Origin of the sequence: Staphylococcus sp. IVB6214 (genome assembly GCF_025558585.1) — a bacterium.
Classification (GTDB): Bacteria; Bacillota; Bacilli; order Staphylococcales; family Staphylococcaceae; genus Staphylococcus.
On the sequence record NZ_CP094723.1, the window covers coordinates 856,630 to 871,784 of the forward strand.

Consider the following 15,155-nt stretch of genomic DNA (forward strand, 5'->3'; position numbering starts at 1 on the left):
AAAGACATGAAATATACGAGATGAAGCAATCAGTGCATATTGGTTTGACGTACGAGAGACGTCCACCTATATGGTGAACTTGATTGTAATTTAAGTAAACTCATGTCTTAGAGACGTGAGTTTTTTTGTATGTGAAGGAGGGATTACGTTGACAAGTCGTATTATTTTAGATGAATCTGCAATCAATCGTACAGTCACACGCATTGCGCATGAAATTTTAGAATACAACAAAGGCTCTGAAAATCTTGTGTTACTCGGTGTGAAAACACGTGGTGAATTTTTGGCAAAACGCATTCAACAAAAAATTCAGCAGATTGAAGATGTGCAAGTGCCAACGGGAACAATTGATATTACAAGTTTTCGTGATGATAAGCATACACGTCATGTTGTCAATGACAAGACGTATCAAATTGATACAGATTTGACGGATCGTGTAGTGATTATTGTGGATGATGTACTATATACTGGAAGAACTGTACGTGCTTCATTAGATGCGATTTTGTTACACAGTCGTCCGAAGAAGATTGGATTAGCAACTTTGGTTGACCGTGGACATCGTGAGTTACCAATCCGCGCAGACTTCGTAGGGAAGAATATCCCGACGTCACGTGATGAATCCGTGAATGTGTATTTAACAGAAACAGACGATCGCAATGCGGTTGAAATTACATAAAACCTTTTAATTCAGTACGAGAGACTGGCAAAGGTATTGTATGATAATTGAAGAAGGAAAGAACGACAAGTCGATAAGCTGATAGGGGTGTTACGCTGCCTCTCTCATATGATTCGACTCCCTTCAGTATGTCATACGCCACCAGTCTCTTAACGAATCAAGTTAAGGGACTTTTTTTATAACGAAAGGAAGAACAACATGGAAAATGAACAAATGTTTAAACGTACAGTACAACCTGTACTCGATGTGAATGAAAAACCGAAAGCAGGGCAATGGGCGTTTTTAAGCTTACAACATTTATTTGCAATGTTTGGAGCGACGGTATTAGTACCATTCTTAACTGGATTACCTGTGTCATCTGCGTTGCTCGCATCAGGGATTGGGACACTGTTATATATTTTAATCACAAAAGGGAAAATTCCTGCGTATCTCGGATCAAGTTTCGCATTTATTACGCCGATTATCACAGGCTTGAGTACGAATAGTCTTGGCGATATGTTAGTGGCACTCTTCATGAGTGGTGTGATGTACATCATTATCGGGATTGCAATCCGCTTCAGTGGTACGAACTGGTTGATGCATTTGTTACCACCAGTTGTTGTAGGACCGGTGATTATGGTTATTGGTTTGAGCTTGGCACCAACTGCCGTTAATATGGCAATGTTTGAAAATTCAAGTGCAATGAAAGATTATAACTTAACGTATGTTGCAGTTGCCGGGATCACATTAATTGTGACATTACTTGTACAAGGATTTGCAAAAGGATTCTTCTCACTTATCCCAGTTTTGATTGGGATTGTCACAGGTTATATCACAGCGATCCTTTTCGGAATTGTTGACTTCAAACCAGTCGCAGAAGCAAAATGGTTCCAATTCCCAGATATTTACATTCCATTCGCAGACTATCAACCATCATTGCACCTTGGACTTATCGCTGTTATGTTACCAATCGTATTCGTTACAGTAAGTGAACATATCGGTCACCAAATGGTTATTAACAAAATTGTTGGACGTAACTTCTTCAAAGATCCTGGGTTACATCGTTCAATCATTGGTGACGGTGTATCTACGATGTTCTCAAGTATTATAGGTGGACCACCGAGCACGACGTATGGTGAAAATATCGGAGTACTGGCAATCACGAGAATTTACAGTATCTATGTTATCGGTGGAGCGGCAGTTATTGCTATCATCTTGGGATTTGTTGGCAAGTTCACGGCGCTCGTATCTTCTATTCCTACGCCGGTTATGGGTGGGGTGTCCATCCTATTGTTCGGTACGATTGCAGCAAGTGGGTTACGCATGATTGTTGAAAGCCAAGTTGATTTTGCGAAAAACCGTAACTTAGTCATAGCATCAGTTATCTTAGTCATCGGTATTGGTAACATGATGTTGAACTTATCAGATGTTGGTGTGAACTTGACGATTGAAGGAATGGCATTATCGGCAACAGCAGGTATCATCTTAAACTTATTACTACCAAAGGGTAAGAATTAGAGGAGGATTCATCATGAAGCATCTTGTCTCAATGGCAAACTTATCTATTGAAGAAATGCAGCATCTAATCGATACGGCAATACAATATAAAACAGGTGCCGTTCAACCAAGTTTAAATGGCACATATATTGCCAATCTGTTTTTCGAAAATTCTACACGCACAAAATGTAGTTTCGAGATGGCAGAGCAACGATTGGATATGAAACGTATCAACTTTGATACAGCAACTTCATCTGTGAATAAGGGGGAATCACTGTATGATACATGTCGTACGTTACAAAGCATCGGTTGTGATGCGCTCGTTATCCGTCACCAGGAAAATGATTACTACAATCAACTGTTAGAAATGGGGATACCGATTATTAATGCTGGAGACGGCAGCGGACAACATCCAACACAGAGTTTGCTTGACTTGATGATAATTTATGAAGAATTTGGACGTTTTGAAGGCTTGAAAGTAGTTATTTGTGGTGATATTAAAAATTCACGCGTAGCACGTAGCAATTATCATAGCCTAACGTCACTTGGGGCTGACGTAGTCTTCTCTAGCCCTGAAATTTGGCAAGATGATGACATGCCGGGTGAGTATGTTGCATTAGATGAAGTGATATCAGATGTAGACATTGTCATGTTGTTACGTGTACAACACGAACGACACGGTGATGGTGAACAAGGTTTTGAAGCCAATGCATACCACGAACAGTATGGCTTATCGCAAGCACGCTATGATCAAATGAAGGCGCAGGCGATCATCATGCATCCAGCACCGGTTAATAGAGGTGTTGAAATTGCGGATCACCTTGTAGAAGCACCGAAGTCACGAATTTTTAAGCAAATGGAAAACGGCGTATACGTTCGTATGGCTGTATTAACTGAAACAATACAATCTTAAAGGAGCGAGACAAGATGAAATTAATTAAAAATGCACAAATTTTAGAAGCAGGATCATTGAAAAAGGTAGATGTCTTAATCGAAGGTAAAAAGGTAAAACAAATTGCACCAGAGATCGAAGTGACAGATGAGATGACAGTGATTGAAGCAAAAGGGCAATTTTTAGCACCAGGATTTGTCGATGTTCATGTTCATTTAAGAGAGCCGGGTGGCGAGCATAAAGAAACGATTGAAACAGGAACTTTAGCAGCTGCACGTGGTGGTTTTACAACGGTATGTCCAATGCCAAATACAAAGCCTGTCCCAGACTCAATAGAGAATATGGAACGATTGAATCAATTAATATCAGATAATGCACATGTTCGTGTATTACCATACGCAGCGATCACAGAACGTCAAGCAGGAAAACAACATGTAGACTTCAAAGCTTTAACTGAAGAAGGAGCATTTGCGTTTACAGATGACGGTGTCGGTGTACAAGAAGCGGCAATGATGTATGAGGCAATGCAAAAAGCGAAAGAACAAGGTAAAGCAATCGTGGCACACTGTGAAGATAATAGCTTGATTTACGGTGGCGCAATGCACGAAGGGAAACGCAGTGCAGAATTAGGCATTCCAGGTATCCCAAATATTTGTGAGTCAGTCCAAATTGCACGTGACGTCTTACTCAGTGAAGCAACAGGCTGTCATTATCATGTTTGTCACGTTTCTACAAAGGAAAGTGTGCGTGTGATTCGTGATGCAAAACGTGCAGGTATTCATGTGACGGCAGAAGTAACACCACACCACTTGTTATTAACAGAAGATGATGTACCGGGTGATGATGCGATGTATAAAATGAATCCACCGTTACGTAGTCAAGCGGATAAAACAGCATTGATCGAAGGCTTATTGGATGGCACGATTGATTGTATCGCAACAGATCATGCACCACATGCGGCAGATGAAAAAGCACAAACGATGACACGTGCACCATTCGGTATTGTCGGTAGTGAAACAGCATTCCCATTATTGTATACACATTATGTGAAAACAGGAGAGTGGACATTACAACAATTGGTTGATTACTTAACCATCAAACCGGCGGAAACATTCAACTTACCATACGGTCGTTTGGCAGAAGGTGAACTCGCTGACTTAACATTAATCAACTTGGAAGATGAATATGAGATTAAAGCAGAAGACTTCTTATCAAAAGCAACAAACACACCATTTTTAGGTGAGAAGGTTTATGGTAACCCAGTATTAACAATGGTAGAAGGCGACATTCGATATGAGGGGGAACACGCATAATGTTTGAGAAACGTTATATTGTTCTAGAAGACGGTACATTTTATTCAGGTTTTAAGTTAGGTTCAGATAACTTAACAAAAGGTGAAATTGTATTTAACACAGCAATGACAGGATACCAAGAGACGATTTCGGATCCTTCTTATACAGGACAAATTATCACATTCACGTATCCATTAATCGGAAACTACGGTGTGAACTACGACGACTTCGAATCACTGACTCCGACATTAAATGGCGTTGTCGTGAAAGAAGCGTGTGCATACCCAAGTAACTTCCGTGCGCAAAAGTCATTTGATGAAGTACTTAAAGAATATGACATTCCGGGTATTAGCGGTGTAGATACACGTAGCATTACGAAAAAAATTCGTGAGCATGGTGTACTGAAAGCAGCATTTGTTGATAACAAAGATGAAATTGATGAAATGGTTGAGACACTAAAAGCAGTGAAGCTTCCAAGAACAGAGGTGCCGACCGTATCAACGAAAACGCCATATGTCTCAACAGGTTTTGACAAGCGTGTGGTACTTGTAGACTTCGGTAAGAAACAAAATATCGTTCGTGAATTAAATGCACGTGGTTGTGAAGTCACAGTTGTACCTTATGACACATCGGCAGAAGAAATTTTGAAAATGTCTCCGGATGGGGTGATGTTATCAAACGGACCTGGGGATCCAGATGATGTCAAAGTTGCGCTAGACATGATTAACGGTATTCTTGGCAAAATTCCATTCTTCGGTATTTGCTTAGGACATCAGTTGTTTGCACTCTCTCAAGGAGCCACTTCATTCAAAATGAAGTTCGGTCACCGTGGTGCCAACCATCCTGTAAAGGACTTAGCAACTGGCAAGATCGCTTTAACGAGTCAAAACCATGGTTATGCGATTGATGAAGCATCGATTGCGAATACGGATCTTGAAATTACACATATCGCTTTGAATGATGGAACAGTAGAAGGTTTGAAACATAAAACATTGCCTGCATTCTCAGTTCAATATCACCCAGAAGCATGTCCGGGTCCAACAGATTCTAACTATCTATTCGATCAATTTATTGACATGATGGAAGAAAATAAACAAAAGGAGCGCGTTCATAATGCCTAAAAGAAATGATATTAAAACAATTCTTGTAATTGGGTCGGGTCCAATCATTATCGGTCAAGCAGCAGAGTTTGACTATGCAGGTACACAAGCATGTCTCGCTTTAAAAGAAGAAGGATATCGTGTCATCTTAGTCAACTCAAACCCTGCAACGATTATGACAGATAAAGAAATTGCAGATAAAGTATATATCGAACCATTAACACATGACTTTATCGCACGTATCATTCGTAAAGAACAACCAGATGCACTCCTTCCAACGTTAGGCGGACAAACTGGTTTGAATATGGCGATTGAATTGCACGAAAGTGGCGTTCTAGAATCAAACAATGTGCAATTACTTGGAACAGAACTGTCATCAATCAACCAAGCGGAAGACAGAGAGTTGTTCCGTACGTTGATGAACGAACTTAACGTGCCAGTACCTGAAAGTGACATTGTCAATACATTGGAACAAGCCTTTGCATTCAAAGAACAAGTGGGTTATCCATTGATTGTACGCCCTGCATTCACAATGGGTGGTACAGGTGGCGGTATTTGTCACAATGATGAAGAACTTCATGAAGTTGTCTCGAACGGATTGAAATACAGCCCAGCAACACAATGTTTAATCGAAAAATCAATCGCTGGATATAAAGAAATTGAATATGAAGTGATGCGTGATAAGAACGACAATGCAATTGTTGTATGTAACATGGAAAACATTGACCCAGTTGGTATTCATACAGGTGACTCAGTTGTTGTTGCACCGAGCCAAACATTGTCAGATGTCGAATACCAAATGTTGCGTGACGTGTCATTAAAAGTCATTCGTGCCTTAGGTATTGAAGGTGGTTGTAACGTGCAACTTGCATTAGATCCACACTCAATGAATTACTACATTATCGAAGTAAATCCACGTGTATCACGTTCATCAGCCCTTGCATCAAAAGCAACAGGTTATCCAATTGCGAAGTTAGCAGCGAAAATTGCAGTCGGTTTAACATTGGATGAGATGAAAAACCCAGTGACAGGCACATCCTATGCGGCATTTGAACCAAGCTTAGACTACATCGTTTCTAAAATTCCACGTTTCCCATTCGATAAGTTTGAAAAAGGTGAACGTGAACTCGGCACACAGATGAAAGCGACGGGTGAAGTCATGTCGATGGGGCGCACGTATGAAGAATCATTATTGAAAGCCATTCGTTCACTTGAATATGGTGTACATCATCTTGGATTACCAAATGGTGAATCATTCGACCTAGATTACATTAAAAAGCGTATCGAAGCACAAGATGACGAACGTCTCTTCTTCATCGGAGAAGCGATTCGTCGAGGTACAACATTAGAAGAACTTCATGAGATGACAAAAATCGATTACTTCTTCTTGAATAAATTCAAAAACATCATTGATATCGAACACACGCTTAAAGAGAACAAAAATGACATTGATTACTTGAGACTAGCGAAACGCTACGGATTCAGTGATCGTACGATTGCACATCGTTTTGAAATGACTGAAGAAGCGGTTGCGCAGCTACGACAAGAACATGGCATTCACCCAGTTTACAAAATGGTGGATACGTGTGCAGCGGAATTTGAATCGGCAACACCGTATTACTACGGCACATATGAAGAAGAGAATGAATCTATCGTTACTGACAAAGAGAAAATCATTGTACTAGGTTCTGGTCCTATTCGTATCGGACAAGGGGTAGAATTCGATTATGCGACAGTACACGCAGTATGGGCAATTCAAAATGCAGGGTACGAAGCGATTATCGTGAACAATAACCCAGAAACGGTATCAACTGACTTCTCAATTTCTGATAAATTATACTTCGAGCCACTGACAGAAGAAGATGTAATGAACATCATCAATCTTGAACAACCTAAAGGTGTGGTCGTACAGTTCGGTGGACAAACAGCGATTAACTTAGCGGATAAGTTAGCGCAACACGGTGTGAAAATTCTTGGTACATCATTAGAAGACTTGAACCGAGCAGAAGACCGTAAAGAATTTGAAGCGTTATTGCGTAACATCGATGTGCCACAACCAAAAGGTAAAACAGCAACATCCGCACAAGAAGCGTTAGATAATGCGCGTGAAATTGGTTACCCAGTTGTCGTAAGACCGTCATATGTACTTGGTGGACGTGCGATGGAGATTGTTTACAATGATGATGAACTTCATAACTATATGACTGAAGCGGTAAAAGCAAGCCCAGATCATCCAGTGCTTGTAGACCGTTACTTAACAGGTAAGGAAATTGAAGTCGATGCCATTTGTGATGGTGAAACAGTCATTATTCCAGGTATTATGGAACATATTGAGCGTGCAGGTGTGCACTCAGGTGACTCAATTGCCGTATACCCACCACAAACATTGACACAAGATGAGATCGACACACTTGAAGCGTACACAGTGAAGTTAGCAAAAGGTTTAAACATTGTCGGTTTAATCAATATTCAATTTGTATTAGCGCATGATGGTGTATATGTTCTAGAAGTAAATCCACGTGCTAGTCGTACAGTGCCGTTTTTAAGTAAGATTACAGGTATCCAAATGGCACAACTTGCAATGCGTGCCATTATGGGTGAAAAATTAGCAGAACTTGGCTTTGAACAAGGCGTTCAACCATATCAAGAAGGCGTCTTCGTTAAAGCACCAGTATTCAGCTTTAACAAGTTGAAAAATGTAGATATCACACTCGGACCAGAAATGAAATCAACAGGTGAAGTCATGGGTCGTGATTTAACACTTGAAAAAGCATTGTTCAAAGGATTAACAGCGGCAGGAATGACTGTGAAAGACTACGGTACAGCACTGATTACAGTGAGTGATAAAGACAAAGACGAAATGGTGAAAATTGCACAACGACTCAATGCGGTTGGTTATAAAATTATTGCAACGGCAGGGACAGCACAAAAATTAGCAGATCATGGTATTAAAGTTGAAACGGTTGGCAAAATTGGCGGTCAAGATGATTTGATCTCGAAAATTCAAAACGGTGATGTCCAAATTGTGATCAATACAATGACAAAAGGTAAGGCAATTGCACGAGATGGTTTCCAAATTCGACGTACATCAGTAGAAAACGGCGTACCATGTTTAACATCATTAGATACAGCGAATGCATTAACGAACGTTATTGAAAGTATGACATTCTCAATGCGTAATATGTAGGAGGGACGAAAGCGGTGGAAAAATTAACAGTCATTTCGAATGAACAGATAGCAGATCGTATTTATGAATTGAAGGTGACTGGACCGGTTGTTGCATCATTAAAGCAACCGGGTCAGTTCGTACACATCAAAGCAGGCCAAGGGTCACAACATATGTTGCGACGCCCGATATCAATTTGTGAGATTGATCCAGCGAATCAAAGTTTTACGATGTTGTTTCGTGCAGAAGGGGCAGGGACACAAAAAATAGCAGCATTGCGTGAAGGGGATGCATTAGATATTCTTGCACCGCTTGGCAATGGCTTCCCAGTCGAAAAAGCGAAGAAAAAAGCATTGCTTGTAGGTGGCGGTATTGGTGTGCCACCGCTTTATGAACTCTCTAAACAACTTAATGCGCAAGGGATAGAAACGGTACATGTACTCGGATTTCGTTCTAAAAAAGATGTGTTCTACCAAGAAAAGTTCGAGGCTTTAGGAGATACACACATCGTAACAGAAGATGGGTCACTTGGTTCGCAAGGCTTTGTGACAACAGTTATTGATAAACTACCTGTCGATTACGATATCTATTACACATGTGGACCGAAACCTATGTTAAAAGCATTGACAGAATTGTACACATTAAAAGACGTGCCGGGTTATATCTCATTGGAAGAGCGTATGGGCTGTGGTATAGGGGCTTGTTTTGCATGTGTTTGTCATGTGCCTGATAGCCCGACAGACTATGTCAAAGTATGTACGGATGGGCCAGTATTTGAAAAAGGAACGGTGGTACTATGAGTCGACTGAATGTAGAAATACCAGGTTTATCACTTAAGAATCCAATCATGCCTGCAAGTGGCTGTTTCGCCTTTGGAAAAGAATATAGTCAGTTTTATGACTTATCGGAGTTAGGAGCCATCATGATTAAAGCCGCAACAAAAGAAGTGCGATTCGGGAATGAAACACCACGTGTTGCGGAAACAGATAGTGGGATGATCAATGCAATCGGGTTGCAAAATCCAGGTGTTCACCACATTTTGGAGCATGAATTGAAAGCCTTGGAGCAATATGATGTACCGATTATCGCTAATGTGGCAGGTTCTGTTGAAGATGACTATGTCTATGTCGCAGAGCACATCTCAAAAGCACCGAATGTAAAGGCACTCGAACTAAATATTTCATGTCCGAATGTAAAAGAAGGAGGCATGCAGTTTGGTGTGGATCCACAAGTAGCAGCCGAATTGACACGCAAAGTGAAAGCTGTCTCTTCTGTGCCAGTGTATGTGAAATTGTCTCCGAATGTGACGAATATCGTTGAAATGGCGACTGCAATTGCGGAATATGCAGATGGTTTAACGATGATTAATACACTTGTTGGTTTACGTATTGATGCCAATTCGGGTCAACCTATTATCAATAACGTGGTGGGTGGCTTGAGTGGTCCTGCAATCAAACCTGTCGCACTGCGCATGGTGTACGAAGTGCGTAAGGCATTGCCAGATATTCCAATTATCGCTATGGGTGGCGTACAAGATGTACAAGACGTCATTGACTTCGTTTCAGTCGGTGCAGATGCGGTCGCAGTCGGTACAGCCAACTTCCAAAATCCAACGGTATGTAAAGATATCATTGATGCATTGCCAGCACGCTTAGATGAGTTGGGTGTGACACATATCCATGAATTGAAAGGTCGTACACAAGGAGGACGTGCATAGATGAAAAATACACCGATTATCGCATTGGACTTTGCGACGAAAGATGAAGTAATGGCATTTTTGGCGAAGTTCGACACGCCGTTGTTTGTGAAGGTAGGTATGGAGCTGTTCTATCAAACGGGTCCGACATTACTCGATGTAATCAAACAACAAGGTCATGATATATTCTTAGACTTGAAGCTCCATGACATTCCGAATACAGTCGGAAAGGCGATGGAGGGACTTGGTCGCTTGAACGTTGATCTTGTGAATGTTCATGCTGCGGGTGGTTCAGTGATGATGCAGCGTGCGGTCGAAGGGTTGCGACGTACCAATCCTGATACGAAAATTATTGCGGTGACACAGCTGACATCGACAACGGAACAACAGCTTCATAATGAGCAAAAGATTGACATGTTGATGGAAGAAGCGGTATGTCATTACGCAAAATTGGCACAGGATTCAGGATTGGACGGTGTGGTGTGTTCACCACTGGAAGCGGCACCGATTACGGCACACTGCGGGGCAGACTTTTTGAAGGTAACGCCGGGTGTGCGACCTGCAAATGCCGCTGTGAACGATCAGAAACGAGTGACGACACCCCAACAGGCGAGAGCACTTGGGTCGACACACATCGTGGTAGGTAGACCGATTACACAAAGTGACGATCCGGTCGCAAGTTATCAACAAATTACAGAAAGTTGGTTAGGTAAATGGTAAAAGCAATTGCACAATCATTATTAGACATTGAAGCAGTTTCATTATCACCGAACGACATGTTTACATGGAGTTCAGGTATCAAGTCACCGATATATTGTGATAACCGTGTCACGTTAGGATTTCCTGAAGTGCGTGAAGCGATTCGTGATGGACTCGTTGAATTAATTGAGCAACATTTTCCAGAAGTAGAGATTGTTTCGGGTACTGCAACAGCAGGTATTCCACATGCAGCATACGTATCAGAAAAGATGAACTTGCCGATGAACTACGTGCGTTCAAAAAGTAAGAGTCACGGGAAACAAAATCAAATAGAAGGCGCTAATAGCAAAGGGAAAAAGGTCGTTGTAATTGAAGATTTAATCTCAACAGGTGGTTCTTCAATTACAGCAGTAGAAGCACTGCGTGAAGCAGGTGCTGATGTATTAGGTGTTGTTGCCATCTTCACTTATGGCTTACAAAAAGCTGATGATATGTTTGGTGACGCAAAAGTACCATTCTATACAATCAGTAACTACGACGAATTGATTGAAGTAGCAGAAGCACAAGGTAAGATTACTTCAGAAGATATTGATACATTAGTGTCATGGCGTAACGAATTATAATACGGATAAAAATACCCGCTCAGCATAAGAACTTGTTGAGCGGGTTTTGTTATTATTTTTGTTTTTCTGGTAAGGCTAGTTGAAAGTTGACGCCAAATTTATCTTGCACCCATGCGAATTCGCGGTATTGGGGCGGCATAGATGTTTTCGGCATCAGGATAGCGCCGCCGTCTTTTAAGCCATTAAATAGTCGTTCCATCTCAAAGACATCTTTAACAGTGACATAAAGTGATGTTGCAGGTGTCATTTCGATTGGCGTCCCATTAATGTTGTCAATCGCCATAAAGACTTGGTTGTTTAATGTGAAGATAGCATGTTGTACTTTGCCTGCTTGTTCAGGAACAGACTCGTCATACTTGACCATCGTCACGATCTCACTGTCTTCAAAAAGAGATGTGTATTTTTTTATCGCTGCTTCTGCATCGCCATTAAACATTAAGAACGTCGTTATTTTTGGAATTTGCATCGTCTTAACTCCTTTATCATATCATTTGAAATCCTTTCACTTCTCAATATAACCAGTTACAATAAGAATAAATCATATATGGAGGTTATTGTTTATGATTAGTATGCACTTAGTGATTCCGATACTTGCAATGTTAGCAATTCTTGGATTAGGATGGCTCTTTGTTCGTTGGTATTTGAGATAATGCTTATTTAGATTCTGTTTGTTTTAATGCTTGTATCTTGTCATAATCCGGAGTGGCATAGCGTGTTTGTTGATGATCATATGTGACAAATCCAGGCTTTGCACCACTCGGCTTATGCACGTGTTTTATTTGTGTAAAGTCAACAGGGATTTGACCTGACTGCCCCGCCTTAGAGAAATAGGCTGCAATCATTGCGGCTTCATCTATTGTTTGATCAGATGGGGTGTCGTTTAAAATAACAACATGACTGCCAGGGAAATCTTTCGTATGGAACCAATAGTGGGACTTCTGGGCACGCTTATTCGTCAAATAGTCATTTTGTTTATTGTTTTTACCTACGAGAATGGTATCGCCATCTGTTGATTGATATGCTTGTAACTTAATCATGCTTGCTTTTTTCTTCTTATGCTGCTTACGTTGGCGAATGAAACCTTGCTCAGCCAATTCTTCTCTAATGTCGTCGATATCATCTACCGTAATATGTGCCAGTTGCTGGTCGATATTTTCAAAGTACTGGATGTTTTCTTCCGTCAATGCCAATTGATGCGTCAGTTCACGTTCACGTGTCTTCATACGGTTGTATTGCTTGTAGTAGTACTGTGCATTTTCAGCCGGAGATTTCGTCGGATTCAACGGTATCGTTACTTGTTCTCCAGTATAATAATTCAATGCATTGAGTGTTTTATCTCCTTGTTTTAACTGATAAATATTTGCGGTAATCAGCTCACCGTACAACTGTTGTAGTTCTTTTTCTTGTGTCCCTTGTTGTTCTTCCAATAACTTACTATATTTATTTTGATATTTTTGTAATAACTGCTGTATAAGTTTTACCAAGTCGTTTGCACGTTGTTTTACACGCGCACGTTCTCCACGTGCATCGTAGAAACGGTCGAGTAACTCATGAAGTGATTCGTAACGTACAATATCATCATCGAATTGCGACAACGCCATAAAATAAAAATCTTCCTTGCCTGTATCATGATTTTTATGAAATACAGGTGTATCTGGCGCATCGATTTCTGCCATGACTTCATCAAAAGCTTCAGGCAAAGTGTGCGCAGTCATAAAGTGACGTCTCGATACAATCTCTTTCGTAATCAATGGTGAAAAACCTTCAAAGGATTGTAACAATTGGCGATCAATGCGGCCTGCGTTAAAGTCAATAAATTGTAATATCTCTTGTCCACAATATTCAAAAGGATTGTGTTTGTTTTGAGCAGGGGGACCCTCATATTGAAAGCCTGGCATGACCGTTCGATATTGATTCGTATTCGGCGTCAAATGTTTAAAGCCTTCAATGATTTTATATGATTCATTAACAAGTATGAGATTGCTATGTTTGCCCATGATTTCTAAGATGACTGTTCTATGAATCGTATCGCCAATCTCATCTTTGCTCTCAACATCAATTTCGACACGACGATCGTTGTCGATTTGGCGTATCGCACGAATAATCCCGCCTTCGAGATGTTTACGGAATACGCGTGCAAACATAGGTGGCTCAAAAGGATTATCGTACTTTTTAGATGTGAGATGAATACGTGCAAAGTTAGGGTGGATGGATAATAGTAATTGATGATTTTTACGATTTTGTCGTATAACCATCAGGATTGTATCATTCTCAGGTTGATTAATTTTATGGATACGCCCACTTACTAAGCTCTGTAAATCAGCGACCATTTTTCTCGTAAAGAGGCCGTCAAAAGCCATAAAATATTGCCACCTTTCTATTATTTCGTCACATCATTATAACATATCGATGGAATGGAACGTATGCATGACACTTCGTAAGTCTATTACGATATGTTCAAATCTAAGTTACTTACATTTTGATTGAATTTCATTTTAAGTCGCGTGCTTTTTAATAAAATGTGTTTCTAATTATTTTTAGGTAGTGTAAAATATGAAGTGTTGTAATACTCGCCCTATACAAGGGAAATCAACTTATGTTAAGATATGTAAATAACTAGAAGAATATCGTAGAAAGGTCGTTAGGCATGGATACTGAAAAAGGCTTACTTATCGTTCTTTCAGGCCCGTCTGGTGTAGGGAAGGGAACTGTGAGAAAACGTATTTTTGATGATCCCCATACATCTTACAAATATTCAATCTCAATGACGACACGTGATATGCGAGAAGGCGAGCAAGATGGCGTGGACTATTTCTTCAAATCACGTAATGAGTTTGAGCAATTAATTGAACAAGATGCATTTATTGAGTACGCAGAATATGTAGGGAACTACTATGGGACACCTGTTCAATATGTAAAAGATACAATGAATGAAGGACATGATGTCTTTCTTGAGATTGAAGTAGAGGGTGCGAAACAAGTGCGTAAGAAGTTTCCTGATGCATTGTTTATCTTTTTAGCACCACCAAGTCTGGACCATCTTAAAGAGCGATTGATTGGTCGTGGTACTGAGTCATCTGAAAAGATTCAACGTCGTGTGGATGAAGCACGTAAAGAAGTCGAAATGATGAACTTGTATGACTACGTCGTTGTGAATGACGAAGTAGACTTAGCGAAAGATCGTATAAAATCAATTGTGGAAGCAGAACATCTAAAGCGTGAACGCATCGAAGCAAAATATCGAAAAATGTTATTGGAGGCCAAAAAGTAATGTTATATCCACCGTTACATCATTTACAAGATAAAGTTAACTCTAAATACTTAATTGCAACTACTGCAGCAAAACGTGCGAGAGAGATTCAAGAAGACCCTGAAGGATTATTGCTCGATGATTACACGAGCAAGAAGACGGTGGGACGTGCCTTGGAAGAGATGGCTTCAAGCAAAGTTAAGCCGAATGTAGACCTAAAAGATTATTAAGATAAAACGTATGAAGACTTGGCTCTGAATGAGACTGAGTCTTTTTTGATATGTTGAT

Annotated in this window: 14 protein-coding genes; 12 read left to right on the plus strand and 2 right to left on the minus strand. The window is 40.4% G+C overall.

Annotated elements, in window-relative coordinates; genetic code table 11:
• Positions 1-148 precede the first annotated feature (148 nt).
• The 10 genes from pyrR (at position 149) to pyrE (ending at position 11,617) form a co-directional block, all read left to right on the plus strand.
• Positions 149-673: a bifunctional pyr operon transcriptional regulator/uracil phosphoribosyltransferase PyrR gene (gene pyrR, locus MUA51_RS04225; protein WP_262560615.1), complete on the plus strand. Its 525-nt coding sequence runs from the start codon at positions 149-151 to the stop codon at positions 671-673.
• A 198-nt stretch (positions 674-871) separates the two neighbouring features.
• Positions 872-2,170: a uracil-xanthine permease family protein gene (locus tag MUA51_RS04230; RefSeq protein WP_262560616.1), complete on the plus strand. Its 1,299-nt coding sequence runs from the start codon at positions 872-874 to the stop codon at positions 2,168-2,170.
• Between the two features lie 13 nt (positions 2,171-2,183).
• Positions 2,184-3,062, plus strand: coding sequence for an aspartate carbamoyltransferase catalytic subunit (locus MUA51_RS04235; protein WP_262560617.1), 879 nt, complete (start codon positions 2,184-2,186; stop codon positions 3,060-3,062).
• A gap of 14 nt (positions 3,063-3,076) precedes the next feature.
• Positions 3,077-4,354 carry a dihydroorotase gene (locus MUA51_RS04240; RefSeq protein ID WP_262560618.1) on the plus strand — a complete coding sequence of 426 codons (1,278 nt, stop codon included), beginning with the start codon at positions 3,077-3,079 and terminating at the stop codon, positions 4,352-4,354.
• Positions 4,354-5,454: a carbamoyl phosphate synthase small subunit gene (locus tag MUA51_RS04245; protein ID WP_262560619.1), complete on the plus strand. Its 1,101-nt coding sequence runs from the start codon at positions 4,354-4,356 to the stop codon at positions 5,452-5,454. The genes MUA51_RS04240 and MUA51_RS04245 overlap by 1 nt, the downstream gene beginning before the upstream one ends.
• Positions 5,447-8,620: a carbamoyl-phosphate synthase large subunit gene (gene carB, locus MUA51_RS04250; protein ID WP_262560620.1), complete on the plus strand. Its 3,174-nt coding sequence runs from the start codon at positions 5,447-5,449 to the stop codon at positions 8,618-8,620. Before MUA51_RS04245 ends, carB begins: the two co-directional genes overlap by 8 nt.
• A gap of 14 nt (positions 8,621-8,634) precedes the next feature.
• Positions 8,635-9,399 carry a dihydroorotate dehydrogenase electron transfer subunit gene (locus MUA51_RS04255; protein ID WP_262560622.1) on the plus strand — a complete coding sequence of 255 codons (765 nt, stop codon included), beginning with the start codon at positions 8,635-8,637 and terminating at the stop codon, positions 9,397-9,399.
• Positions 9,396-10,316 (plus strand): dihydroorotate dehydrogenase, encoded by a 921-nt coding sequence (locus MUA51_RS04260; protein WP_262560623.1) that lies wholly within the window; start codon positions 9,396-9,398, stop codon positions 10,314-10,316. Before MUA51_RS04255 ends, MUA51_RS04260 begins: the two co-directional genes overlap by 4 nt.
• Positions 10,317-11,015, plus strand: a complete 699-nt coding sequence (gene pyrF / locus MUA51_RS04265) for an orotidine-5'-phosphate decarboxylase (RefSeq protein ID WP_262560624.1) — start codon at positions 10,317-10,319, stop codon at positions 11,013-11,015. It begins immediately after the preceding gene.
• Positions 11,009-11,617 (plus strand): orotate phosphoribosyltransferase, encoded by a 609-nt coding sequence (pyrE, locus tag MUA51_RS04270; protein ID WP_262560625.1) that lies wholly within the window; start codon positions 11,009-11,011, stop codon positions 11,615-11,617. Before pyrF ends, pyrE begins: the two co-directional genes overlap by 7 nt.
• 52 nt (positions 11,618-11,669) lie before the next feature.
• Here pyrE and MUA51_RS04275 read toward each other — a convergent pair whose 3' ends face one another.
• Both MUA51_RS04275 and MUA51_RS04280 read right to left on the minus strand, forming a co-directional pair.
• The gene (locus MUA51_RS04275) at positions 11,670-12,083 is read right to left on the minus strand and encodes a VOC family protein (RefSeq protein WP_262560626.1); all 414 of its coding nucleotides are present in this window, start codon (positions 12,081-12,083) and stop codon (positions 11,670-11,672) included.
• 187 nt (positions 12,084-12,270) lie between these two features.
• A complete protein-coding gene (locus tag MUA51_RS04280) occupies positions 12,271-13,977 on the minus strand; it encodes an Rqc2 family fibronectin-binding protein (RefSeq protein ID WP_262560627.1) in 1,707 nt (568 codons plus the stop codon).
• Between the two features lie 287 nt (positions 13,978-14,264).
• Here MUA51_RS04280 and gmk point away from each other — a divergent pair, with 287 nt between their 5' ends.
• Positions 14,265-14,888, plus strand: a complete 624-nt coding sequence (gmk, locus tag MUA51_RS04285; protein ID WP_262560628.1) for a guanylate kinase — start codon at positions 14,265-14,267, stop codon at positions 14,886-14,888.
• Positions 14,888-15,097: a DNA-directed RNA polymerase subunit omega gene (rpoZ, locus tag MUA51_RS04290; RefSeq protein ID WP_262560629.1), complete on the plus strand. Its 210-nt coding sequence runs from the start codon at positions 14,888-14,890 to the stop codon at positions 15,095-15,097. Before gmk ends, rpoZ begins: the two co-directional genes overlap by 1 nt.
• Positions 15,098-15,155 lie beyond the last annotated feature (58 nt).

Excerpts from the sequence above, each read along its gene's own strand:
- MUA51_RS04230 (WP_262560616.1), top strand. The coding sequence starts at position 872 with ATGGAAAATGAACAAATGTTTAAACGTACAGTACAACCTGTACTCGAT.
- MUA51_RS04235 (WP_262560617.1), top strand. The coding sequence starts at position 2,184 with ATGAAGCATCTTGTCTCAATGGCAAACTTATCTATTGAAGAAATGCAG.
- MUA51_RS04240 (WP_262560618.1), top strand. The coding sequence starts at position 3,077 with ATGAAATTAATTAAAAATGCACAAATTTTAGAAGCAGGATCATTGAAA.
- MUA51_RS04245 (WP_262560619.1), top strand. The coding sequence starts at position 4,354 with ATGTTTGAGAAACGTTATATTGTTCTAGAAGACGGTACATTTTATTCA.
- carB (WP_262560620.1), top strand. The coding sequence starts at position 5,447 with ATGCCTAAAAGAAATGATATTAAAACAATTCTTGTAATTGGGTCGGGT.
- MUA51_RS04260 (WP_262560623.1), top strand. The coding sequence starts at position 9,396 with ATGAGTCGACTGAATGTAGAAATACCAGGTTTATCACTTAAGAATCCA.
- pyrF (WP_262560624.1), top strand. The coding sequence starts at position 10,317 with ATGAAAAATACACCGATTATCGCATTGGACTTTGCGACGAAAGATGAA.
- pyrE (WP_262560625.1), top strand. The coding sequence starts at position 11,009 with ATGGTAAAAGCAATTGCACAATCATTATTAGACATTGAAGCAGTTTCA.
- MUA51_RS04275 (WP_262560626.1), bottom strand. The coding sequence starts at position 12,083 with ATGCAAATTCCAAAAATAACGACGTTCTTAATGTTTAATGGCGATGCA.
- MUA51_RS04280 (WP_262560627.1), bottom strand. The coding sequence starts at position 13,977 with ATGGCTTTTGACGGCCTCTTTACGAGAAAAATGGTCGCTGATTTACAG.
- gmk (WP_262560628.1), top strand. The coding sequence starts at position 14,265 with ATGGATACTGAAAAAGGCTTACTTATCGTTCTTTCAGGCCCGTCTGGT.
- rpoZ (WP_262560629.1), top strand. The coding sequence starts at position 14,888 with ATGTTATATCCACCGTTACATCATTTACAAGATAAAGTTAACTCTAAA.